Source organism: Mycobacterium sp. NGS17, from assembly GCF_059813205.1.
Genome location: NZ_JCALED010000006.1, coordinates 246,865 through 269,917 on the forward strand (window position 1 = coordinate 246,865; position 23,053 = coordinate 269,917).

22 protein-coding genes are annotated in these 23,053 nt (G+C 63.0%); 14 read left to right on the forward strand and 8 right to left on the reverse strand.

From position 1 onward, the window contains the following. The first annotated feature begins 428 nt into the window (after positions 1-428). Complete coding sequence (locus AC5Y7E_RS15600) at positions 429-908, forward strand: DUF5994 family protein (protein WP_499919049.1); 480 nt, start codon at positions 429-431, stop codon at positions 906-908. On the opposite strand, the gene AC5Y7E_RS15605 is transcribed toward AC5Y7E_RS15600, so the two are convergent. After that, on the reverse strand, positions 905-2,194 hold the full coding sequence (locus AC5Y7E_RS15605; RefSeq protein ID WP_499949667.1) for a cytochrome P450: 1,290 nt from the start codon (positions 2,192-2,194) through the stop codon (positions 905-907). The two genes, AC5Y7E_RS15600 and AC5Y7E_RS15605, sit on opposite strands and share 4 nt — an antisense overlap. Positions 2,195-2,357: 163 nt before the next feature. Between AC5Y7E_RS15605 and AC5Y7E_RS15610 the strand changes: the two genes are divergently transcribed. Together AC5Y7E_RS15610 and AC5Y7E_RS15615 are read left to right on the forward strand one after the other, a co-directional pair. Further along, the gene (locus AC5Y7E_RS15610; RefSeq protein WP_499949668.1) at positions 2,358-3,017 is read left to right on the forward strand and encodes a TetR/AcrR family transcriptional regulator; all 660 of its coding nucleotides are present in this window, start codon (positions 2,358-2,360) and stop codon (positions 3,015-3,017) included. 187 nt (positions 3,018-3,204) lie between these two features. Then, complete coding sequence (locus tag AC5Y7E_RS15615) at positions 3,205-4,041, forward strand: mycofactocin-coupled SDR family oxidoreductase (protein WP_499949669.1); 837 nt, start codon at positions 3,205-3,207, stop codon at positions 4,039-4,041. A 66-nt stretch (positions 4,042-4,107) separates the two neighbouring features. Here the strand turns inward: AC5Y7E_RS15615 and AC5Y7E_RS15620 are convergent, their stop codons facing one another. After that, a complete protein-coding gene (locus tag AC5Y7E_RS15620; RefSeq protein WP_499949670.1) occupies positions 4,108-4,647 on the reverse strand; it encodes a cation diffusion facilitator family transporter in 540 nt (179 codons plus the stop codon). A gap of 579 nt (positions 4,648-5,226) precedes the next feature. Here AC5Y7E_RS15620 and AC5Y7E_RS15625 point away from each other — a divergent pair. Further along, entirely contained in the window at positions 5,227-6,603 is a 1,377-nt protein-coding gene (locus AC5Y7E_RS15625) for a TIGR00366 family protein (protein ID WP_499949772.1), read from the forward strand. A gap of 257 nt (positions 6,604-6,860) precedes the next feature. After that, the gene (locus AC5Y7E_RS15630; RefSeq protein ID WP_230587760.1) at positions 6,861-8,402 is read left to right on the forward strand and encodes a rolling circle replication-associated protein; all 1,542 of its coding nucleotides are present in this window, start codon (positions 6,861-6,863) and stop codon (positions 8,400-8,402) included. On the opposite strand, the gene AC5Y7E_RS15635 is transcribed toward AC5Y7E_RS15630, so the two are convergent. Together AC5Y7E_RS15635 and AC5Y7E_RS15640 are read right to left on the reverse strand one after the other, a co-directional pair. After that, on the reverse strand, positions 8,354-8,668 hold the full coding sequence (locus AC5Y7E_RS15635) for a hypothetical protein (protein WP_080677204.1): 315 nt from the start codon (positions 8,666-8,668) through the stop codon (positions 8,354-8,356). The two genes, AC5Y7E_RS15630 and AC5Y7E_RS15635, sit on opposite strands and share 49 nt — an antisense overlap. A 215-nt stretch (positions 8,669-8,883) precedes the next feature. Then, entirely contained in the window at positions 8,884-9,465 is a 582-nt protein-coding gene (locus tag AC5Y7E_RS15640; RefSeq protein WP_012396369.1) for a TetR/AcrR family transcriptional regulator, read from the reverse strand. A gap of 66 nt (positions 9,466-9,531) precedes the next feature. On the opposite strand from AC5Y7E_RS15640, the gene AC5Y7E_RS15645 reads away from it, so the two are divergent. Then, a complete protein-coding gene (locus AC5Y7E_RS15645; protein WP_031349045.1) occupies positions 9,532-10,725 on the forward strand; it encodes a cytochrome P450 in 1,194 nt (397 codons plus the stop codon). A 12-nt stretch (positions 10,726-10,737) separates the two neighbouring features. On the opposite strand, the gene AC5Y7E_RS15650 is transcribed toward AC5Y7E_RS15645, so the two are convergent. Further along, entirely contained in the window at positions 10,738-11,424 is a 687-nt protein-coding gene (locus AC5Y7E_RS15650) for a TetR/AcrR family transcriptional regulator (protein WP_012396371.1), read from the reverse strand. Positions 11,425-12,224: 800 nt separating this feature from the next. On the opposite strand from AC5Y7E_RS15650, the gene AC5Y7E_RS15655 reads away from it, so the two are divergent. Together AC5Y7E_RS15655 and AC5Y7E_RS15660 are read left to right on the forward strand one after the other, a co-directional pair. Continuing rightward, complete coding sequence (locus AC5Y7E_RS15655; RefSeq protein WP_012396373.1) at positions 12,225-15,293, forward strand: MMPL/RND family transporter; 3,069 nt, start codon at positions 12,225-12,227, stop codon at positions 15,291-15,293. Between the two features lie 14 nt (positions 15,294-15,307). Further along, on the forward strand, positions 15,308-16,201 hold the full coding sequence (locus AC5Y7E_RS15660) for an alpha/beta fold hydrolase (protein WP_014941273.1): 894 nt from the start codon (positions 15,308-15,310) through the stop codon (positions 16,199-16,201). Positions 16,202-16,316: 115 nt separating this feature from the next. Here AC5Y7E_RS15660 and AC5Y7E_RS15665 read toward each other — a convergent pair whose 3' ends face one another. After that, on the reverse strand, positions 16,317-16,739 hold the full coding sequence (locus AC5Y7E_RS15665; protein WP_012396375.1) for a DUF6188 family protein: 423 nt from the start codon (positions 16,737-16,739) through the stop codon (positions 16,317-16,319). A gap of 45 nt (positions 16,740-16,784) precedes the next feature. After that, on the reverse strand, positions 16,785-17,417 hold the full coding sequence (locus tag AC5Y7E_RS15670) for a TetR/AcrR family transcriptional regulator (RefSeq protein ID WP_012396376.1): 633 nt from the start codon (positions 17,415-17,417) through the stop codon (positions 16,785-16,787). Positions 17,418-17,801: 384 nt separating this feature from the next. On the opposite strand from AC5Y7E_RS15670, the gene AC5Y7E_RS15675 reads away from it, so the two are divergent. Continuing rightward, positions 17,802-18,401, forward strand: coding sequence for a TetR family transcriptional regulator (locus AC5Y7E_RS15675; protein ID WP_031349047.1), 600 nt, complete (start codon positions 17,802-17,804; stop codon positions 18,399-18,401). Between the two features lie 70 nt (positions 18,402-18,471). Here the strand turns inward: AC5Y7E_RS15675 and AC5Y7E_RS15680 are convergent, their stop codons facing one another. Further along, positions 18,472-18,900, reverse strand: a complete 429-nt coding sequence (locus AC5Y7E_RS15680) for an NUDIX hydrolase (protein WP_012396378.1) — start codon at positions 18,898-18,900, stop codon at positions 18,472-18,474. Positions 18,901-18,977: 77 nt separating this feature from the next. Here AC5Y7E_RS15680 and AC5Y7E_RS15685 point away from each other — a divergent pair, with 77 nt between their 5' ends. The 5 genes from AC5Y7E_RS15685 (at position 18,978) to AC5Y7E_RS15705 (ending at position 23,039) form a co-directional block, all read left to right on the forward strand. Beyond that, positions 18,978-19,772, forward strand: a complete 795-nt coding sequence (locus AC5Y7E_RS15685; protein ID WP_012396379.1) for a GntR family transcriptional regulator — start codon at positions 18,978-18,980, stop codon at positions 19,770-19,772. A 99-nt stretch (positions 19,773-19,871) separates the two neighbouring features. Continuing rightward, a complete protein-coding gene (locus AC5Y7E_RS15690) occupies positions 19,872-20,294 on the forward strand; it encodes a hypothetical protein (RefSeq protein ID WP_023866548.1) in 423 nt (140 codons plus the stop codon). Continuing rightward, the gene (locus AC5Y7E_RS15695; RefSeq protein WP_023866549.1) at positions 20,291-21,637 is read left to right on the forward strand and encodes a cell division protein FtsK; all 1,347 of its coding nucleotides are present in this window, start codon (positions 20,291-20,293) and stop codon (positions 21,635-21,637) included. The genes AC5Y7E_RS15690 and AC5Y7E_RS15695 overlap by 4 nt, the downstream gene beginning before the upstream one ends. A 10-nt stretch (positions 21,638-21,647) precedes the next feature. After that, positions 21,648-21,881: a helix-turn-helix transcriptional regulator gene (locus tag AC5Y7E_RS15700; protein WP_080677205.1), complete on the forward strand. Its 234-nt coding sequence runs from the start codon at positions 21,648-21,650 to the stop codon at positions 21,879-21,881. Next, positions 21,882-23,039, forward strand: coding sequence for a site-specific integrase (locus AC5Y7E_RS15705; protein WP_023866550.1), 1,158 nt, complete (start codon positions 21,882-21,884; stop codon positions 23,037-23,039). Positions 23,040-23,053: the final 14 nt, after the last annotated feature.

Consider the following 23,053-nt stretch of genomic DNA (forward strand, 5'->3'; position numbering starts at 1 on the left):
CTCGATTCGTGACAGACAACAGCAATCGTCTCTTATCCCTTGCGCCGCAAGGGATTTCGTTCCGTCGGAAATGACAAAGCTCATCTGCCAGGCGAGTTTCCAGATGCGGTCAGCCGACCAGCGCCGCGCCTGCGTGCGCTGTCGCTGGCCACCCGAGCGTCCAAGTGGGCCGGTAGTGGCGTAGCGTCGAAGGCGAGCCGTTCGTTGTCAGCGGTGGTCGGCTGCGCAATCGGCGCAGATGACACCCACGGGCAATGTGATTCCTCCGTCGGTCCCTCGTCCGTGGACCCGACGACGCCGAGCGCGAAGGAACCGCCCATGGGTTACGCGACCCCGATCGTTACACGACAACAAAATAATTCGACGCCTGATGCGGACGGCTTCGCCGCCGTGGTCAAGTGCGCGAACTGCCGGCCGCGGTTTTCGCGATGAGCTTGGCCGTTAGAACCCGACGCCAATCCACTCCCATCCGGCTCTCGGTGGCTCGCAAACTCGGACGCGATATCGACGGTGCGTGGTGGCCGCGTGCAGATCGCATCACGAATGAATTGCCCGAGCTCGTCGCCGTCCTCACTCCATTGCTTGGCGAAGTCACTTCCATCAACGTCAATTGGTCTTCGCTGCAACGGCCACCCGATCTCAATTGGCCGGGATGGGAAGGCAAACGCCAGCACGTAATGACGGTCATCGGCATACACGCTCGCGTCAACCTTTTGATCGTCTCGTACGCGACCCACAGCGGGTTGGCGTTGATGGTGCTCCGCCGTGCCGCAAATCTACCCATCGAGAGCGCCGACCGCATCAAACCCGCGTTCGTGGCCGCGGACTCGATCCTGCGGGCTGCCGAACAACAACGTGAACATGCTTGCAGTGACCGGCAGGTGAAAGGCCTTGCGGTACAGGACTAACGCTCGCCAGGCCCCTGGGCGAACTCGATATGCAGCTCGGTGAGGCCGCGCAGCAAGAACGTGGACTCGTAGCGGTACTCGCGGTGGGGCGGCGGGCCGTGCTTGGCCTCGCTGATCCGGATGTCGCGCGTTCGGTCCAGGAGGCGGTTGATGGTCACTTGGCCTTCTACACGCGCCAGCGGTGCGCCGGCGCAGGTGTGGATCCCGCGACCGAAAGCGATGTGCTCGCGGACGTTCTTTCGGTCGACCTGAAACTCGTTGGGATTTGCGAATTTTCGCGGATCACGATTGGCCGCTCCCAGGCACAGCATGATGACCGTGCCGGCCGGGACGTGTACTCCGCCCAGAGTGGTGGTCTTGCGCGCCAGCCGGAAGTCGACCTTGGTCGGGCTCTGCATGCGCAACGCCTCTTCGATGAACGGGCCGATCAGGCTTCGGTCGGCGCGCAGCCGCGCCTGAAGCCCGGGTTGGTCACCGAGGACCTGCACCGCGGCGCTCAGTAGTTTGGTCACCGTCTCCTGGCCTGCCGCAAACAGAAAGGTGGCCGGTCGCACGACCTCCAGTAGCGGTGGAGTCGAGCCGTCGGGATACGTGGCGGTCGCCAGGCCGGTCAGTACGTCTTCGCGGGGGCTTTCCCGCCGGTCGGCGATGTACGCGCTGAACAGGTCATCGAGGTACTGCAACGGGTTGCTGCCGACCGGTTCGTGATCGAGCGCGCCCACCCTGGCCCCCGGCGCGTTGCCGGCTCCCAGGTTGCGGCGAATCTCGGCGCGGTCGTCGTCGGGAACCCCGAGCAGGTCGGCGATCGCCAAGGTCGCGAACGGCTTTGCGTACTCACCGAGGAACTCGCACCGACCGTGGGCGATGAACTCGTCGAACTGCCGATCGGCCAATTCCCAGATGTAGTCCTTGTTTTCCTGCAGCCGACGCGGCGTGAGCAGCCGTCCGAGCAGTGAGCGCGCCTTTTCGTGCTCGGGCGGGTCCATGACGACCATGTGCTCGAAGATGGGGAACTCATGACGGTGCGCTTCGATCTGTTCGCTGATGTCGTCGCCTTGCGGCGTAAACGGCAACGGCGGGAACGGGCCGCCGATCGCATTGACCGCGGAGAACGAATCGACGTCTTTGAAGGCGGCCTGCACTTCCTGGTAACCGGTCACCGCCACCACCCCGTAATGCGGCTCGCGGAAGACCGGGCCCTGGCCGCGAAGGTAATCCCAATAGGCGTAAGGGTCTTGCGCGATGTCGGCGTCGGTGAAGTAATCGACGTCGGCGAGTTCAGTCATGAGTTCGATTCCTTTTCCTGGCCTACAGAGCGGCATCACGCCAGCGCACCCTCGGTGCCCACGCTGACGCCTTGGCGCGGACAGGCGGCCACGGCGCCTCCGTCCCAGTCGAGCCGACTCGCGGTCATGAACTGATCGATCGACCAAATTGATAGGATGCGGTATGCCTACCACGGATCGCGCGCGCCGGTCAAGCAAAGCGGGCGCGTCCAGCCCCGCATCGACGCGCCACAACAAGAGAGGCGCCGACGCGGGCGCGCGCACCAAGCTCATCGAGGCCACCGCACGCATCATGCGCGAGGAGGGCTATGCGGCGGCCACGTCGCGCCGGGTGGCCGCGGAGGCCGGCGTCAAGCAGGCCCTCGTTTATTACTACTTCCCGACGATGGACGATCTGTTCGTCGAGGTGCTGCGCGCCGGTGCCGAGACCGCGCTGGCACGCATGCGCGCCCTGCTCACCGACGACGACCCGTTGCAAACGCTGTGGTTGATCAACAGCGACACCGCGGCGACGGCACTCAATGCCGAATTCATGGCATTGGCCAACCACCGCAAGGCAATTGGTGCCGAACTCAAGGCTTACGCCGAGCGGGTCCGCGACATCGAGACGGCGGCGGTGACGATGGTCCTGCGCGCAAACCACATCGATCTCGAGGAATATCCGCCGGTGGCCATCTCGATGCTGATCGCGCAGGTCGCGCGCAGCCTGTGCAACGAGAGCGCCGTCGGCGTCACCCACGGCCACGACGAGTTACGCGCGTTCGTCGAACGCCAGATAAGCCTGCTGAAGGCACCCGCGGCCGCGCCGACGCCGAGCGGTTAGGGCCGGGGCGCCCTACCGCGATGGCCCCGGCATCGCTCCCCCGGGCGCGTCACTTGATCGCACTCCCCTGCCGGCGTCTGTTGACACCGCAATCAAATGATGCGACGCTTCCTGATCGATCGACAAATATTTGGAGTCGAACGCCGGGCCGTCGTCGACCCGGTTTTCTGATCAGTGAGGTGCAGTCATGGGCAGAGTTGAGGGCAAAGTCGCGCTGGTCACCGGGGCCGCCAGGGGTCAGGGCCGCAGCCACGCGGTGCGACTGGCGGAGGAGGGTGCCGACATCATCGCTGTCGACATCTGCGCACCGATCAGCAGCAGCAGCGAGATCCCGCCCTCGACGCCGGACGACCTGGCCCAGACGGCAGACCTGATCAAGGGCCTCAACCGCCGCATCGTGACCGCCGAAGTCGACGTGCGCGACTACGAAGCCTTGAAAGCCGTGGTGGACGGCGGGGTCGAACAGCTCGGCCACCTGGACATCATCTGCGCGAACGCGGGAATCGGTAACGGCGGGCAGACTCTCGACAAAACCCGTGAAGACGACTGGCGAGACATGATCGACGTCAACCTGTCCGGCGTTTGGAAAACTGTCAAAGCCGGTGTGCCGCATTTGATTTCCCAGGGCCAGGGCGGGTCCATCATCTTGACCAGCTCGGTCGGCGGCCTCAAGGCCTACCCGCACACCGGTCACTACATCGCCGCCAAACACGGGGTCGTCGGCTTGATGCGCGCCTTCGCCGTGGAACTCGGCCAGCACTTCATCCGCGTGAACTCCGTTCACCCGACCAACGTGAACACGCCGATGTTCATGAACGAGGGAACGATGAAGTTGTTCCGGCCGGATCTGGAGAACCCCGGCCCGGACGACCTCAAGGTCGCCGCGCAGTTCATGCACGTTCTGCCGGTCGGCTGGGTCGAGCCGGTGGATATCAGCAATGCGGTGTTGTTCCTGGCGTCCGACGAATCGCGTTACATCACAGGCCTTCCGGTCACCGTTGACGCCGGGAGCATGCTCAAGTAGCGCTGGCCGCCGATTGGGGTTTACTCCGGGGCGCGCCTTCGGGTTCGCACAGTCATGGCCGACGCATTACTTCGTCGTCGGTTCTGTGCTGCCGGGTTGAAGAAGATTTTCCTTGACCTCCCGCAATGCGTAGAGCGCGAGCACATTGCCGGCGACGGGATCAGCCCACCACCAGCCGGCAAGGCTGTTGAGTACCAGCCCGAGCAGCACCGCGGTGGCCAGCAGGCCATCGACGAGAGTGACCCGACCTTCTGTGGTGAGCACGGGGTTGCCGAGGGCGGCACCGGTTCGGGTCTTGCCAACCGCGAGCGCGAACATCGCCGCCGCGGTGATCCCTGTCCATGCGATGCCAAGGGGTGAGTGCCGTGGGTGAAAGCCGGTAACCAGGACGATCGTCGACTGCACCGCCAGATAGATCGCAAGCGCTCCGAACGCGACCCCGATGAGCCGCAATGCGAACCGCTGGCGGGCTTCTCCGGTTCCCGAGAGCTCCCAGACAACGACCGCCGAGGCGCCGATCTCGACCAGGGAGTCCAAACCGAACCCGAACAGCGCCACCGATTGGGCTCCGATCGCCGCCACGGTGAGGATGACGATGCCGACCACGTTCCAGGCCAGAGTGGCATACTCGAGCACAAATCCGCGCCGCATCAAGGACCGGCGAACAGCCTCGTCGAGGTGACTCATACCCGTCAGTCTCGCAGTCAGGCCCCTCGCGCCCGGCAGGTGGCTTGGCGCAGCAATCGAAGTCCATTGCTACTGCTCATCATCACCGCCGTAATCGTGGCAGCCCACCCAACGACTCACGCAACCAGCCAAAGTCACTGCACCACAGACGCGTTCACGATCCACAGAAGCGTGACTGGCGCATCGGTCGGCGATCCAAACCGATGCCCATCCGCGCGGCACGTCCGCACGTAAAACCGCCATGCCCGCCGACGCCCGCGGCGCACATCCTTTCCTCGCTCGAGCGCCTCGAGCAGTCGACGATGCGGTGAGCGCAAAGGACGCGACCCTGCGCAAGGTCTATTACGATCGGCCAATGCGCGCGGCCGAACGCGGGCTGAACGCGAGGGCAGGTCGATGACGACGAGCGAAGATCCCATGGCCGCGACCGAGGTGCCCGAGGCCGAGCCCGAACGATTACGGCCGCAAGAAGAACGTAAACCCAGACGCCGCGGCATAATCCAAGCGTTCACCGCACTGTGTGTCCGGTACGTCGAACGACTGATGCCCGACCCTTACCTGTTCGCGGTCATCCTCACCATCATCGTGGCGGCGCTGGTTGCGCTCTTGGTGCACGGCGCCTCGGCGACCGGCATGCTCAAGGCGTGGTACGGCGGCGTGTGGGGAGCGCAGAACATCTTCACTTTCGCCTTCCAGATGGTCTTGATCCTCGTAACCGGTTACGCGCTCGCCGAGGCGCCGGTCTTGAAGCGGGCCATCGTCTACATCGCGAGCAAGCCGAGGAACCAGGCGCAGGGGGCCCTCCTGTGTTTTGGTGTGAGTGCCGCACTCTCCCTGCTGAACTGGGGGCTCGGGTTGGTAGCCGGCGCGCTGGTTGCCCGCCAGTTCGCGAAGCGCTTCACCGACACACATTTCGGCTACCTGATCGCGGCGGCGTTCATGGGCTTCATCGTCTGGACGCAGGGACTGTCGTCGTCGATCGCGCTGGCGAATACCGACGACGGCAGCCCAATCAACGTGATCCACAAGATGACTGGCGCCACGGTGCCGCTGAAACTCACCATCTTCGAGCCCTATAGCTGGCTGTCGGTGATCGTGGTGCTGACGCTGCTCGCGCTCGCAATCTGGCGCATGCAGCCGGCGCAAAGCCTTGAACCCGATCCCGCCGTGTTCGACGACGAGGACCAGCCCGAGATCAAGCGCGAGGGCAAACGATCGTTTGCCGAATGGCTGGAAAACCAGTGGATCCTCAATGTCCTCGTGTTCGTCGCGGGCATTGCCTACTTCTGGCGCAGTGGTTTTGCGCTGAACATCTCATCGATGATCATGTTGTTCACGATCACGAGTGCACTGCTGCATCGCACGCCGATCCGGTTCATCCGGGCATTCACCGGCGCCGCAAAGGTGTCCGGTCCGCTGCTGCTGCAATACCCGCTGTACGGCGGTCTGGTTGCCCTGCTCGGCTATGCGCCCTCGCATGCCGACGGTAAGGCCGTGCCATTGCAGACGCTGCTGGCCCACGGGGTCGTGAGCGGCGCGACGCAGTACACGCTGCCGTTTGTCACCTTCATCGGGTCGTTGATCATCAGCCTGTTCGTGCCGTCCGGCGGCGGGCACTGGGCGGTGCAGGGCCCGATCGCGATCGACTCGGCGCGGGCGCTCGGCCAAACCTCGCCGGCCTATCTCGGATTGATGTCCATGGCGGTCGCCGTCGGCGAGGGGGTCGCGAACATGATTCAGCCGTTCTGGCTGTTGCCCCTGCTCGCGATAGCGAAGCTCAACGTGCGTCAGGTGATGGGCTTCACGATCGTCGCGTTCTTGGTCGGATTGGTGGTGCTGGGTGCCACCACTCTGATTGCGCCCTACGTGGTTTGACGCCGCGTTCGAAAGCTGGTGGCCAGGGGCGGGATCGAACCGCCGACCTTCCGCTTTTCAGGTGGGCGGAACGGCCGCTGGCCTGCGGCTTAACGACACCCATACGTCAAATACGGCGCGCTGAGCGCGTCTGACGCAGGGTGCTCGTCCGACGATCGGACACAAACCGGACACGGTGACAGCACTCCCGTCAGGGAACCCATCATCGCCCGTCACCCAGGGACGCGCGCCGCGGGCTCCCGGGGAGCAGGCACCCGATGCCCAGCATCACGAGGTCGAGCGCGCATTCAACGAGCGCGATTGCGCAGCGACCCACTCTTCGCCCGGGCACGACCCGAACGGCCAGCCGGAACACGGACGGAGTCGCGGACGCCGGTAGACCGCGAGGGCCCGAGGCCGGCACGGCCGGAGGGCGCGAGAGCGGTAGCGGTCGGTCGGACGGTGGGAGCGACGTAGACGGTGTTCCGGCTGGGACCAACGGGCTTGTTATATGTGCCAAAAGTGTCCGCGACAGCATCGAGGGCGGCGCCGATGCGGAACTGTCGGCCGCAGATGCGCTGGGGCTGCGGTTCCCGAGCTCCGACTTGGTGGCCTCGGCGGCAGCGCTGTTTGAGCCGGCACAGCCATGGGCAGACGGGCAAGACCGTCTCGGGGTGGAACCGGAGTCCGGCCGGTTCCGGATCACGGTGGGCCCTGGCGTGGTGCGCCTCGGTTGGACCAGTCCTGCTCGTGCGGAGAAGGCATCGGAGCGGGCAGTTAAACGCCACCGGGTGGATGTAGCGGCCGAGGAGGACCGGATCAAGACGGGCCGTGACCGGTCCAACCCATCTGACCGCACGATCACCGAATGGTCTCGCAAGTCGAGGGCCGCGATGTGCCGCACCTTCGCCGAGCTCGACTACACACCGCTGGTGGAATGCGGCCGTGTGCCAGCGATGGTGACCCTGACCTACCCAGGCGACTGGGAAGCCGTCGCGCCTCACGGGGCCAGCGTGAAACGACATATGGCTCTGTGGCGCAAACGATTTCAACGCGAGTGGGGTGAACCGGCCCGCTACATCTGGAAGTTGGAATTTCAACGCCGTGGCGCACCGCACATTCACCTATGGATGGCTCCCCCGCATACGGTCGGCCGATCAGGGCGCAAATTCCGAGACTGGTTGTCACAGGAATGGGCGGAAGTCGTCGGCCATCCAGATCCGGAGCAACGCGCGCGCCACTTGGCCGCTGGCACGGGGATCGACATCCTCAACGGATTACGTGCCTGCGATCCCAAGCGCTTGGCGGTTTACTTCACCAAGCACTCGTCGCCGAATAAATTGGGCGATAAGGAATATCAGCACATTGTCCCCGAAGCCTGGCGGCGGCCGGGCTACGGGCCGGGTCGCTTTTGGGGGGTCCACGGGTTGCGACGAGCGACCGCGATTGTGGAGATCAATAAGGATGCGTACCTGACCGCAAGAAGGATCATCCGTCGCTGGTCTCGTTCACAAACCAGCTACGGTAATTCCACGCAACGCTTCCCCACCGCGGTCGTTCCGCGAATGGCGCGCTTCGTAGTTCGACGAGTGGACAGTCAGACTGGCAAAGTACGCCATCGGAGGGTCCGCCGGCGACGGCTTCTTTGTAACCAAGGCGGAATTGCTGGCGGCTACGTGCTTGTGAATGACGGACCGGCGTTCGCATCCCAGCTTGCGAAGGCGTTATCGGTAGAGAAAGGCTCATCCGGACCCAACCGCGACCTGCCGCTTCATGTCGTGCCTGAGGGCCCTGGCTCGTGGTCGTCGGCTTTGAGCTGAGCATGAACGAGTCTATTGCGCGCAATGCCCATGCCCTTCAGCGCTTCGAGCAGCGCAGCAATGATGTCCGAGACGACGAGTTTGTCTTCGCCGTCTGACAGCCCGTAGTCATAGAGTTGCCAACGGTATTTATGATCTTCCAAGCGTGGCCATAGGTCGGCTACAACTGGCACGAATTCATCTACTAACTCAGCCAATTCTGCGCGGAGAACTATGAAGTCGCCGGGTTTGCCGGCGTTACCCGGGATATCGGATGATTCGTTCACTCGGTGGACCTCTGCGTCGGTCGGCGATGGTGCCGACACATTTTGTGCGCAGACTATAGGACGGGGGCAGCACCGCTGCACGATGGCGCGAACTCCTTACCTGCTAGTCCTTCTCACCCGGGCGATGACGACCCAACACGCATTTCCACAAGCCGCAGGGCCGTCGAGGCGAGGTATTCACATACGAGACGACGGTGACACGTCTGCGGGGGCAGTTAGCGTGGCCGTAAGCCGATAAACGCGACGTCGTGGATTGTTCGCGCGATTAGCTCTTCGTTGAGCGCATCGTCGGTGATGAGGTAGGTCAGTGCGCTGATCGTGACCGCACCGAATAGGGCGATGGCGGCAGCTCTGGGTTTGTCGAGTGCCACGAGTGAGCCGTCGGCGGCACCCGCCCGAAGCAAGGTCTCGACGGGTTCGAAGTAGGCAGTGGTGATCATGTCCGCGATGGCGGGCATGCGGGCGGCGCGGCCCAGTTCCCCGATGAGGGCGCGACAGACCGCGGGCCGCTGGGCCATCACGCGCAGTTGAGCATTGATGACGGTGTGCAGGCGTTGGGCGGCGGTGCCGTCTGCCTCGACGATCGCGGTGACCTCGTCCGCGACGTGTTGTAGGACGTCTTCGAGCAGGAAGGCGAGTATTTCTTCTTTACCGGCGAAGTAGTAGTAGAGCGTGGCCTTGGCGATGCCCGTGGTCGCGGCCACGTCTTCGATCTTTGTGTCGTTGAGTCCGCGCTCGGCAAAGAGTTCGGCCGCAGCCGGCAACCGTTCGGAAATCTGAGCGGGAATCTTACGCATAAAGTCCTCCCCTCGGTTTAAACTCTCAGTCTAAACCGGTGTTCTGCAATGTGGCAGGAGACGCTCATGTCGACCGTACAACTTCGCTACGACCCCTTTGACCCGGAAATTCAGGATGACCCCTACCCCGTCTACCGGCAGCTACGCGACGACGCACCCGTCTACCACGCCACCGATACCAACACGTGGGTACTGAGTCGCCACGCAGATGTCATCAGCGCGCTGCTGGACCATCACAGCTACTCGTCGGTCGACGGAGTATTTCCGACTCCGCCGGGCTCGACTTTTCGCGAATCGCTGCTGCCGATGATGATTTTGATGGATCCCCCGCGACACGATCAGCTGCGGGCATTGGTGAGCAAAGCCTTCACACCACGCCGAATCGCGGCGCTGACGTCCGCGATCGAGGACCTCGCTGATCACTTGACGGGCGGCCTAATACAGGAAGCAGGTTCGGCCGATTTCGTCGCCGACTTCGCAGCTGTACTACCAGCGATGGTGATCGCTGATTTGCTCGGTGTGCCGCGCGAGGACCGCACACAATTTCGGCAATGGTCGAACGCGCTGGTGCAATCCAATCCCACCCACGGCGAGACCGGCGAGGCTTTGGCAGCCGCGGCCGCGATCTATGGGTACTTCACCGATTTCCTCGCCGACCGCCGCCGCCAACCGCGCGACGACTTGATGTCAGCGTTGGTGTGTGCCGAGATCGACGGAAAGCACCTCAGTGACGACGAACTGCTTGGCTTTTGCCTGCTGCTGCTGATCGCGGGTCATGAGACGACGTCGAATCTGCTGGCCAACGCCGCGGTGGTACTGGCCGACTATCGCGACACCCGCCGCCAGCTGGCTGGCGATGAGAGCTTGCTCGGGGCAGCCGTTGAGGAGTTGCTGCGGTATGACTCACCGGCGCAAGGACTTTCGCGAACGTTGACCCGCGACGTCACAGTGCATGGCGTCAGGATGTCCGCCGGTGAATCGGTGCTGTTGTTGTTCGGCTCGGCTAATCGTGACGAACGCGTGTTCGCCGATCCCGACGTATTTGATATCGGGCGCAAACCCGAACACCAAGTGGCATTCGGCAGGGGCATTCACTTCTGCCTCGGCGCGTCGTTAGCGCGGATGGAGGCCCGGATTGCGTTGCGTGCCCTGCTGGCCCGGGTGCCCAACTGGGAGGTCGACCTAGAGCGCGCGCAACGCCTGCGGTCGGGCCCCATCCGAGGTTATCTGTCGTTGCCGATCTCGTGGTCGGCGAATTAGCCGCGCTGCAGGCTAGTCGGAGCCGCTGCGGCGCGAAACTGGTTTACGGCTGACGGCCCGCTGTGCGGGTTTATCTGCCTGGCGGCGGTGCGCGACGAGGAAGTCATCGACGATGCGCTCGCAGTCTTGACGATCGATGGCACGCAGCCCGGTGAGGCGGGCGAACGCCACAGGCCCGATGAGTTGACACAGGATCAGCTCCATGTCGAAGTCATCCAGGTCGGCGCGAGCTTCGGGGCTTTGCAACAGGGCAACGAACGGTTGTCGATATTGGTCGATGATCCGCGCGCGCAGCGCGTGTCGGTCCTGGGTTTCCTGGGTGCCGTCGGGTGTTGGGCCAAGCGCGACCCAAGCCAGGGTGGTGACATGCAGCGGGGCTTCCTGGAACAGCGTGGCCTGTCGGCTCAACAGTTCGATGAGTTGGTCGCGCATAGATCCCGTCGCCGGTGGCGGGTGGACTTGCGGCAGGAGCCGCTCAAATGTGGCGGCCAGCAGTTGGGTGGAGCTGCTGAAGTGGCGGTACAGGGTCGTCCGCGCGACTTTGGAGGCCTTGGTGACGGCATCGATGGTGACGGCTTCGATGCCGCCGGCGCTCAGGAGTTTGGTGGCCGCATCCAAGAGCCGGGTTCGTGAGCGCAGCCGGCGCGGGTCAACGTCGTCATCGTCGTCGACCGGGAATTCCAGGGTGTCACGCTCCACGTAGTCACCGTAAACCTCACGCGTACCCAGCCCGCACCGAATCGCCCCTGCATCGGTCGATTGATCTGGACTCTAGGCAACTAATGCTACCTATAGTAGCGTAGCGCTACTACTAGTACCCTTTCTTGTAGGGGTCTGTGCGGGGAAGGAGGGAGCATGATCGGGCAGTGGGTCGGACAATCCCGGGTTGAGCAGCCCCAGGGCGTGGCTACCACAGGCCGATTCGTGTGGCGGACGAACGAACTCTGCCGGCGGGCGCGAGGGGGAATCGTGCACTCGGGCGGGGCTGGTCGGCGATGAATGTCGCGCTTGCGCTAACCAAGACGCATGTGTGGGCGCTCGGGGTTCGCGATTTCAGGCTGGCCCGCCGCGCTATCACCCGGCGCCTACACCCACGGCCGCCGGTCGACGACCAAGGCCGCGTTCGTCCCCGTCACTACCCCCCTCGCTCGTGCTCTTACTTGGACGACGAGTTGATGAACCGGGAAATGTATGACCACGTGCGCGAGGAGCCAATCAGGTTGATATCCCGGCTGGGATTTCGCCTGCGCCGTTGATGAAACTATCACAGTGCGGAGTGCATCGTTATTGCCAAATCAACTGTGCGCAAAGGGATCACGTATCGCTATACCGGACATGCTGGACAGTCGACGGCGCGTTGGCCACCGCCCGAAGCTGCTGGTTGCGCGGCGGCGATCGGAGTGATTCGGTCACCGGTGGCAGTTTTGCCGGGCAGGCGGAAGGGTACTAGTAGTACTGTTGCGATACCGTTGGTTTCTTTTGAGGTAGCGGGGCGGGGGATGGCGGATTACGGGTGGGTTTCTTCGGGTGTGGCGACCTTGAGTCGCCCCGTTCGGGAGCGACTGCAAAAAGTGGCGGCCGGTGAGGGCGCATACAGCGATCGGCTGGCCCGCCTGGCGGGTTTCAGCATCCGGCATAAGGTGCTGATCATCGGCATGTGGGTGGTGACCGCCGCCGCCCTGGCGGTGCTGTTCCCGCAGCTGGAAACCGTTGTTAGACAGCAGTCGGTGAATCTCATACCGCGCGATGCGCCATCGCTGCAGACGGTAGACCGCATGGGCGCGGCCTTCGGCGAGCAGGGATCCAAGACAACGATATTTGTCGCGATGGAGGATCCGGCGGGCCTGACTGCGCCGGTGCGCCAGCGCTACAACACCATGATTTCGCGATTGCGTGCCGACTCGGAGCACGTACGCCTGGTTCAAGACTTGTTGGCCGACCCCGTCACCGCAAGCCAGGCAGTCAGCCAAGACGGCAAAGCCTGGTATGTACCGGTGGGAGTGGCCGGAACGTTGGGCGATGTCAAAGCTGCCGAATCGGTCCAGGCGGTCCGCACGATCGCCGCCCAAGCATTCAGCGGCTCACCCACCAATGTTCGCGTCACCGGGCCCCCAGCCACCTTCCACGATCAAATCGCCTCGGCCGAAGAGGATTTGGTTGTCATCTCGATCGCGACGGCAGGCCTGATCGCAATGATCTTGCTGGTCGTGTATCGGTCGGTGTTTACCGCCTTGCTGCCACTGCTGGTCATCGGTGTAAGCCTGGCAGTGGGGCGCGGAGTGCTATCGGCGTTGGGCGAATCGGGCATGCCGGTATCGCAGTTCACCATCGCCTTCATGACGGTGATCCTGCTGGGTGCCGGCACCGATTATTCGGTGTTTTTGATCAGCCGATATCACGAGCAGCGACGCCAAAACGTTCCGCCGGATCTGTCGGTGATCAACGCGACCGCCACCATCGGGCGCGTGATTTTGGCTTCGGCCGCCACCGTGGCGTTTGCGTTTCTGGCCATGGTGTTCGCGAAGTTGAGCGTGTTCGCCGCGTTGGGTCCGGCGTGCGCTATCGCCGTCTTTGTCGGATTCGCGGCCACGGTGACGTTATTTCCCCCGGTGTTGGCGCTGGCGGCCAAACGCGGCATCGGTGAACCCAAGGCAGATCGCACTCGCCGCTACTGGAACTGGATCGCCGTGGCGGTGGTCCGTCGACCCGTGCCGCTATTGGTCGCCAGTCTGGCGCTGGTGCTAGGCCTGGCAGCCGTCGCGCTGACTATGCACATCAGCTACGACGATCGCCGAGGACAGCCGGCGACCACGGCCAGCAATGAGGGATATCGACTGCTGGACAGGCACTTTCGCAAGGACGCCATCGTCACCGAATTCATGGTCGTCGAATCGCCCACCGATATGCGCACCAGCAAGGCCCTGGCCGACCTGGATGAAATGGCCTCTCGGGTCTCGCAACTGCCCGGCGTCACCAAGGTCTCCGGTGTCACCCGGCCGACGGGCGCGCGTCTGGACCAGGCTCAACTGTCGTGGCAAAACGGCGAGATTGGCGACAAGATGGCCGGCGCGGTCGCCAAGGGCGACGCACACAAGGATGACCTGGCCAAACTCACCCACGGCGCCGACCAACTCGCCGGCGGTCTCGCGCAACTGGACACCACCTTGCGCACCGCGTTGACCCCGTTGACCGGACTCCTCACCCAAGCCCAATCCAGTGGATCCCAAGTCCAGCGGTTCCGTCCGCTGCTACAGCAGCTTTCGGCTACCGCCCCGGCCGTCGACCAAGCCATCCGAACCGGTCCGGGACTGCGCCAGCAAGCCGACCAGGCCCAAAACGCGATCGCCGCCATCGACCCGCTCGTCGGTGCGCTCAACACCTCCCCGTGGTGTGCGACCACACCGGAATGCACCCAACTCCGCGACCAGGTCCAGATCCTGGTGACCCTGCGCCATACCGGCTTCTTCAACCAGCTCGCCAACCTCGGCGACCTGTACCAGCCCGGCAGCGACACCGCGGCCGGCACCGTGGCCGACGTCCAAAACACAATCACGTCGCTGGACAAGACTTTCGGAGCGCTCGGCGACCCCGCCGACCTGGCCGGCAACATCCGCCGCCTCCAAAGCGGCATCAGCCAACTCGCCTCCGGCGCACAGGCGCTCGCCACCGGCGTGCATACACTCGCCGACAGCAACATCGAAATGCTGTCAGGCATGAGCCAAATCGCCACCCAACTGCAGAATTCCGCACGAACCACCGCCGGCTCCGACAACGCCAGCGGCTTCTACCTGCCCACCAATGCCTTCGAGAACCGCCAATTCGCCGACGTTGCAAAGCATTTCCTGTCACCCGACGGAAAAACCGCACGTTTCGCCATCGAATCCAGTTACGACCCCTACAGCAGCGACGCGATGAACCTCGCCCACAAAATCACCGAGGTCGCCGATGCCGCACGACCCAACACCTCGCTGGCCAACGCCACGGTGTCGATGGCCGGATTCCCCGCCGTCAACTCCGACATCCAACGCCTGCTTTCCGCCGACTTTCATCAGCTGGCCTTTGCGACCCTCGTCATCGTCGGCCTCATCTTGGTCGTATTGCTGCGCGCCCTGGTCGCCCCGCTCTACCTGTTGGGTACCGTCGTGCTCAACTACGGCGCCGCGCTCGGACTGGGAACCCTCGTCTTTCAATATGGCCTTGGCAAGGAAATCGCCTGGCCCGTACCGCTTCTGGCGTTCATCATCCTGGTCGCCGTCGGCGCCGACTACAACATGCTGCTCATCTCGCGACTACGCGAAGAATCTGCCCACAACATTCGCGTCGGCGTCCTGCGAACCGTCGCAAACACCGGCTCAGTCATCACTTCGGCCGGGCTCATCTTCGCCGCCAGCATGTTCGGCCTGATCGCCGGCTCCATCGCGATCATGATCCAAGCCGGATTCATCATCGGCTGCGGCCTACTACTGGATACCTTCGTCGTTCGCACCCTCACCGTTCCCGCGATCGCCACCCTGCTGCGCGAAGCGAGCTGGTGGCCGCAACGGAAACCCCTGACTCACAACGGCTGACCACATCGGACCACATGACGATTAGCCAGGGGCGCATCCGCACCAGCGACGGGATCACCCTCGTGGCCGATTGCTACCGCCACGCCGCGACTCGCCCCGTCGTGTTGCTGCTCCACGGCGGCGGTCAGAACCGTCACGCATGGGCCACCACCGCTCGCCGACTCCATTCCCACGGCTACACCGTCGTCGCCTACGACACACGAGGTCACGGCGACAGCGACTGGGACCCCAGCGGACAATACGACGTCGAACGGTTCGTATCCGATCTGATCTCGGTACGAGACCACGTCAGCCCCGACAGTCCCCCCGCCGTCGTCGGCGCGTCGCTGGGCGGGCTGATCATCCTCGCTACCCACCTGCTGGCCCCACCCGACCTCTGGGCAGCCGTTGTCCTGGTCGACATCACCCCACGAATGGAATTTGATGGGGCCCATCGCATCGTGTCATTCATGGCCGCACACCCCGACGGATTCGGCACGCTCGATGACGCCGCCGATGTCATCGCCGAATACAACCCACGCCGCGCGCGACCCGAAAATCTCGACGGCCTGCACAAGGTTCTGCGCCAACGGAGCGACGGGCGATGGATCTGGCGCTGGGACCCCGCCTTCATCAGCTCCAACTTCGATGTCCTGCAAGGCAATCTCATGACCGGCAGCGAGGAGTTCGACGCCATCAGTGGATTTCTCGCCGACGCAGCACGTCGAATCACGGCCCCAACGCTGCTAGTACGCGGCGCACTGTCAGACGTCGTCTCCCAGGACACCGTCAACGAATTCCTCCAGCTCGTCCCACACGCCGAAACGACGGACGTCACCGGGACCGGTCACATGGTTGCCGGCGACAACAACGACGCGTTCACCGCCGCGGTCACCGACTTCCTCGACCGCACAATGGGGATGACATGAAGATCCAATCAATGGACACGGCCCGCCCTGCTATTGATCTCGTTGAATTCGACGAATCCGGCTGCCATTACGACTAAGCGCTCCAGATTGTTCCCTACGCCCCGCATGTAGTGATTTACGTAGTATCTAAGTCGTCGTCTTCGGCAGAAAGGTCGTGCCGAACCGCTCGGACTCGGCCCCGAGGCAGACACGCCATGTAGCCATGGCCTTTGCCATAGAGTTCCCACGCGGTCGCTGCTGCATCTGGGAGGACATCGATGCGGTGTCCGCGGGAGAACCCGAGATGGAGCGACCCGTCATCGTCGAACCAGGCCCGCGTGCATACCGCTCCGGCAAGGTCCAACAACGTCCGCTCTTCCGGCGAAAGGTGGGCGGGGTCGATCAACACCTCTTCCTCGGGCCAGGCTCCTACTGCAGGAAGCGTCAGCCGCATCGGACGGGAGATTACGAGCTCGCTGTAATCGTCGAGGTCGAGTACCAGGCCACCTTGCAGTGAGACTCGCTGAACAGTGCACTGCTCGATCCATTGTGCAGGCATAGCCGCTCCCTTCGACACGTCAGCGGAGCCACACTTATAAGACTTCTAGTATCGCAGCGATACTGTCGGTATTGCTAGAGATCGTTGGCGCCCGCCCACATCAAGAACAAGTCGCATAGCTCCGTCGATGCACTCGCGTGTCTGCTCCGCTGTTGCCCGGCCGCCGACGAAGGCCATCAAGTTGGCCAGCCAGATATCAGCGATGAGCCCTGCGATCTGTCGCTCGTGGATTCCTTCCGTACCGCCACTCAGTGCCCGCGCCAGCATGCTTTCGATCAGATCGGCGGCATGTTGGGCCGCCAGAGCTTCATCGGTGCCAGCAGTAACGAATGCGCGAACCACGGCCTCGGTGAGCTTCACATTTTGCTGCCATTCGTCGTGAAGCCGCCGAGTCAAGGATTCCACTCGCCGAATCGGGGACGCCGCACACGTGCTCCAGTCGCGTTCTTCATCCAGGCGCACGAACTCGCGGGCGAGCAGCGTCACCAGCAGGTGGGTCTTCGACGTGAAATGGTCATACACCGACCCGACCGTGACGCCGGCTTGCTTGGCGACCGATTTGAAGTGGACCGCCTTGAAGCCGCCCAACGTTGCGACCGCCCGGGTGGCGTCGAGGACTGCTGCGCTGCTCGCGGTGTGTGCCCCTGGACGAGACATCGCGGCCTCTACCTCAGCCAACAAGACACAGACCTCTACTGGGGGATGGACCTAGCAACCTGAGGCTTGCGGAGCGCCACTTCTCAGCGGAATGTCGACAACCCGGACAGCACCGAGAACGGCAGGCACGAGCGCACTGTTTGGCGACCGATATAGCCAGCGCCGAATTTGCGCCATGCCGAGCCGGTGTGAAACCTGAGCCCGATTGGCGGGCACCTGTGGCCGCGGCTACTCGCGAATATTCGTGAGGCGACCGCCATTCCCGTGCAATCCGCGTCGCCTGCCTCGGTCCCCGACATCGCGACACCAGCAAAACAACCCCTAGTACTGTTGGTTTCGCTACGCTACTGTTCGTACCATAGCGCAGAAGGAAGCCTGGAATGTCGGATTGACGAAGGCGATGTCATGCCCTCCGCAAACACTGGCTCGTTAAGGGACCGACGCCGCGCCGAGTTGCTCTCGCAGATCCAGGGAACCGCACATCAACTTTTTGCCGAACGTGGATTTGCTGCGGTGACCACCGAGGACATCGCTGCCGCTTCCGGGATATCCATCAGCACGTACTTCCGCTACGCGCCTACGAAGGAAGATCTGCTGATCGCCCCCTTGCGGCAAACGGTCGCTGAAATCGTTGCCGCCTATGGCACTCAGCCATCGGACCAATCAGCAGCCGACGCGCTGATCGCGTTGTTCGCCGAAACCGCGTGGGACAAAACCAATCCGAAGCCGCACTACTGGCAACAAGCCATACTGACCGCCCCCCACCTACTGAGCAAATCGGCACTGATCAGCGATAACGATGGCCGCAAGTTCATCGAACTCGTCGCTGCACGGATGGGCGTCGATGCAGGGTTGGACATTCGTCCCTCGCTGCTTGTCCACACGGCCTTGGCCACCGCACAATTCATACTTCGACGCCGGCTGAGTGAAGACACTAAAACGAGACCACCGCTCCACGTTGAGTTGGAACGGGCCTTGAGGGTTACGTTGGCTGGATTCGACTGAGTGCAGACCGCTTTGGAAGTCCGGGCCGTACGGTTGGCCAACTGCCCGGCAATCTGGTCCGTCATAACCTTTAACCTGAAACGACATTTACTCCATCATGGGCGCGGGAGTGCGGATCTTCATCGAATGCATCTAGAACCCGCACTGCGAAGGCAGGGCTCATCTCACCCTCAACTTGTTCTTTCGTCATCCAACGGACTTCCCGAGCTTCGGCAGTCGGGTGCGTGTCGCCGGCGGCAGGACCGCACCGGTAAACCAGCGCGACAATGCCCTGAGTAAGGTTCTTGTAGACCCCGGTGAGACGTTGCACTGTGACCTTCAATCCAGTTTCTTCGAGCACTTCGCGTCGAACGCCGTCCTCGAAGGACTCGTGCAGTTCGAGTACTCCGCCGGGAGCCTCCCAGCGGCCGTTGTCCTCTCGCCGGATGACGAGAACCCGACCGTCATCCCGTACAACGACCCCGGCGACACTGACCGAGTGCTTTGGCGTAGTTCCCATCGTTGGTCTCCATTGTTCGACGCCGGCAGACGTGACACCGGTTGACTGGCTTCCTAGACTAGTCGTCTAGACATGTAATGGAAGGCTGCCGGGTGCTGCAACTTGGACAAATCGATCGCACCGATGACAAACCACCGTATCGGCAGATCGCGAGCATGTTGCGGGAGGCGATCAGTTCCAGTCGGTTCCCGCCTGGGGAACGACTGCCGTCCGAGGCGGAACTGATCGAGCATTTCGGTGTGGCCCGCATGACCGTAAGACAGGCCATGCAGGAGCTTCGTTCCGACGGACTCGTCATCTCGCAACACGGCCGCGGAGTGTTCGTCCGGCCGACGCCACCAATCCGCAGGCTGGCGTCGGATAGATTCGCACGACAGCATCGCGCCGAAGGAAAGGCGGCTTTTTCCGTCGAGGCAGAGAAATCTGGCTACTCGCCGCAAGTCGACAATATCGCCGTCAGCCGCGAGAAGCCGAATTCGTTTATAGCGGAACAACTTCGAATATCAGCCGACGATGACATCGTCGTGCGATCGAGGCGTTACCTGGCGAATGGACGACCCGTTGAGACGGCCGTCTCGTACATTCCGGCGGCATTTGCCGAAGGCACGAGGATCGAGCAGGTGGATACCGGACCCGGTGGTATCTACGCGCGCTTAGAAGAGCACGGTCATGTGCTTGCTCGCTTCACTGAAGAAGTCGCCGCTCGGATGCCCACTCCTGAAGAACGGCGGCAGCTGGAGCTCGACTCGGGAGTTCCGGTGCTGACGGTGCTGCGAACCGCTTACGACACCAATGACGTGGCGGTGGAGGTCTGCGACACCGTGAAGGTGGCCTCCGCCTACCTGCTCGAATACGAGTTCCCGGCCCGCTGAGCGCAAAGTCTCACACGAATCACGTGTCGGCCGTTGCACTCCTCTAGACGACTATGTAACCTCAACTTGTCTAGAGCAGTTCTACGAAAGGTCGACAAAATGTCTGTGCCGAAGTGGCTCACGTTGTCTCACCAGCAGGTCTTCCCACACAAAGCGTTCGTGGTGTCCGACGTGACGCCGGTGATCGATTACGAGCGGTCAACGAAAGACAACAAGGTTCAGGCGACTGATCGAGAATCAGGCCTGCCGTTGTGGCAGGTGGAAGTCCTCGACGGCGATCCGGCCGCGAGCAAACGGGCACGCACCCTGACCGTCAAGTTCGCAACGCCCAAGCAGCCTGTGTGCCCACCGAACACTACCGGAATGCCTTTCACACCAGTGATTTTCGAGGGGCTGTGCGTGTTGCCGTACGTAGACCGTTCGAGCGAATCCGGCCGCATTGCGTGGTCGTTTCGGGCCTCGGGCATGACCGCGGACACCGGCAAGGCGGAGTCCTCAGCGGCAGACCGGGCGTCAGCATGAGTCAGTACGACCCCGTAGTACCTAGCGATCCGTATTCGATTCCAGATCCCGACGCCGGGACGGACCTCTTTGACCTCACGCACCTGCTGACGGTCGGCGCCACGTGGCTCACCGCGGTGACCGGCGTGGTCACCCTTTCGCTCGTCGTTTGGAGACTGCGTTCGCCCGCCACATTCAGGCGCTATGTCGCAACCCCTGCGCGGCGGGCCCGATGGCTGCTATGGGCGTTGATTTCCTGGCCACGAGTTGCCAAGGCCTGCGGGCTGTCGACTTCCGAGCGCGTGGCAGGTACGGACTCGCAGGGCAAGACCACGACGAAGACGGTTTGGACCCACCCTCGCCTTCTCGGAGTGAGCATCTCCGATCACTGTCTGCACATGACCGTCCGCACACGAACGGGCCAGACAGTCGATGATCTCGAAACCGCGGTCCCCGCAATCCGCGACGCTGTCGGGGCACATTCCGCCCGTTCCACGGTGGTTGCACCCGGGACGGTTCGCATGGAATTGGTTATGCGACAACAGCTGTCGGCCATCGAAACTGCTAGACGGCCAACCTGCACCGAGGCAACTGCCGTTAAGATTGGCCGACGCGAGAACGGCTCGGCTTGGATTCTCCGCGTCGCTGGCCTCCACACCCTCACTGTTGGGTGCTCAGGGGCGGGCAAAGGCTCCATTTTCTGGGGCATCGCAGGCGGACTGGGCCCAGCCGTCAAGTCAGGAACCGTCCGGCTGTTCGCCGTCGACCTCAAGTACGGGATCGAAGTGTCAGTCGGCTCCGCCCTATTCAGCAAGATTGCGACAACCGAGGTCGAGGCCGCGAGCCTGCTTAACAAGTTGGAGGAGCTGCTGGATAGCCGCGGCCGCAGGATGGCCGGCCGAGCACGTTCGCACACACCGAGCGCCGCCGAACCGCTCGTCGTGCTGCTTATAGATGAATTGGCGGGGTTGACCGCCTACATGACGGACGCCGCCCTGAGGAAGCAAGTTGCGGGCTCGCTCTCACGCATTCTGACGAAGGGCAGGGCCGTCGGCATCGTGGTCGCCGCCTTCATGCAGGACCCTCGCAAGGAGATTCTGCCCATGCGCGGGTTGTTCACCCAGACCGTTGCGTTGCGGCTGCGTTCACGCGACGAAGTCGCGATGGTTCTGGGTGATGGCCTCGCTGATGCCGCACCCGCGCACCGCATCAACCAAAGTGAACCTGGGACCGGATACGTCATCGCCGAAGACGGATCAACGATGCGAGTACGTGCCGACTACTGGCCAGATTCGTTAATCCGTTCTGTTGCACAAGAATACGGTCTCACTTGCCAAAGACCCGCTGGTCCCGCAGATAGCTGAGGAAATCGCCATGGCAACTCTCGGCATCAACACCACCGCTCCCGCGATAGCGACTTTTCCACAGCTTCTGACAGCGGAGCAGGTGGCCGAGCTGCTTGGTGTATCCGCTGCGACCATGAGCCGATGGGGCGCGTTACGCGAACATGGCGAAGACGTGGGACCACCCTGCTACACGCTATCCGATCGCGTAAGACGTTGGGACGCAGCGGAAGTCCGCGCGTGGCTCAAGCAGGTGCGCCGCTAAGTGGCCGGATCAGTACCGCGCGGCATCCGAAAGCGGACGAATTCAGCCGGCCAGGCGCGCTACCAAGTGCGCTACCTGGTGCGCGATCCAAACTCCCCGTCAGGATGGGTCGAGACGTCATCGACGTTTGCCACCATGCGGGAAGCGCGCGCGTTCAAGGCCGATCGCGACGGCGAGGCGGCGATCGGCGCCCGACGATTCGACCCCAGACTTGGCCGCGCCAGCCTCTCCGCTATCTGGACGCAATACAGCGCATCGAAGCAGCCGGCCGTTTCCCCCAAGACGTGGAGCGGCTACGCGCAGCATTGGGAGCTACGTATCAGCCCGCGCTTCGGCCATGTCCCGGTTGACGAGATCAGCCGGAAGGACGTGCAGCAGTTCATCGGCGGCCTCACCGTGGGCCCGTGGGCCAAACTCGCCACGCTCCGGCTGCTGCGCTCGATTCTCGACATGGCTCGCGAGGACGGCCGAATTCACATCAACCCGGCCCAGGCTGTGTCATCCGGTCGGATTCCGGCGCGGGAACGTCACCGCTACCTCTCCGCCACGGAAGTCGCCGCCCTGGCAAACGCCTGCGGCGACCAAGGCGACATCGTCACAATCCTGGCCTTTACCGGTCTGCGCTGGTCCGAACTCGTCGGCCTGCGCGTCGGCGACATCGACCTCAAAGCACGCCGCCTCTACGTCCGCCAAGCCGCCCCGGAAGTAGAAGGGCGGATCATCGTCGGGCCGCCGAAAACTCGCGCAGCCGTCCGAACCGTCCCACTCCCCCGAATCGTCATCGACGCGCTGAAGCCACGAATCGAAAACCGCTCGACTAAAGAGCAAGCGATCACGTCACCAAATGGCGGCTTCCTGAGATCAAACAACTGGCGCAGACACACGCACTGGAACAAAGCCCTCAAGAAAACCGGCCTGGCGCCGCTGACGATCCACGACCTCCGCCACACGTACGCCAGCCTCGCCCGCAAATCCGGGGCCGACCTCCGCTACGTCCAGAAGACCATGGGGCACTCGACGCCGACCGTCACCGCCAACATCTACAGCGACCTCTACTCAGACGAACTCGACCACGTCGCTACGAATCTCGACCGGCTCAATGACGTCGCCAAAGACCAGGCGAACGGACAGGAACCGGACACACCGAAACATCCATAGAGTGCTGTCCCCGC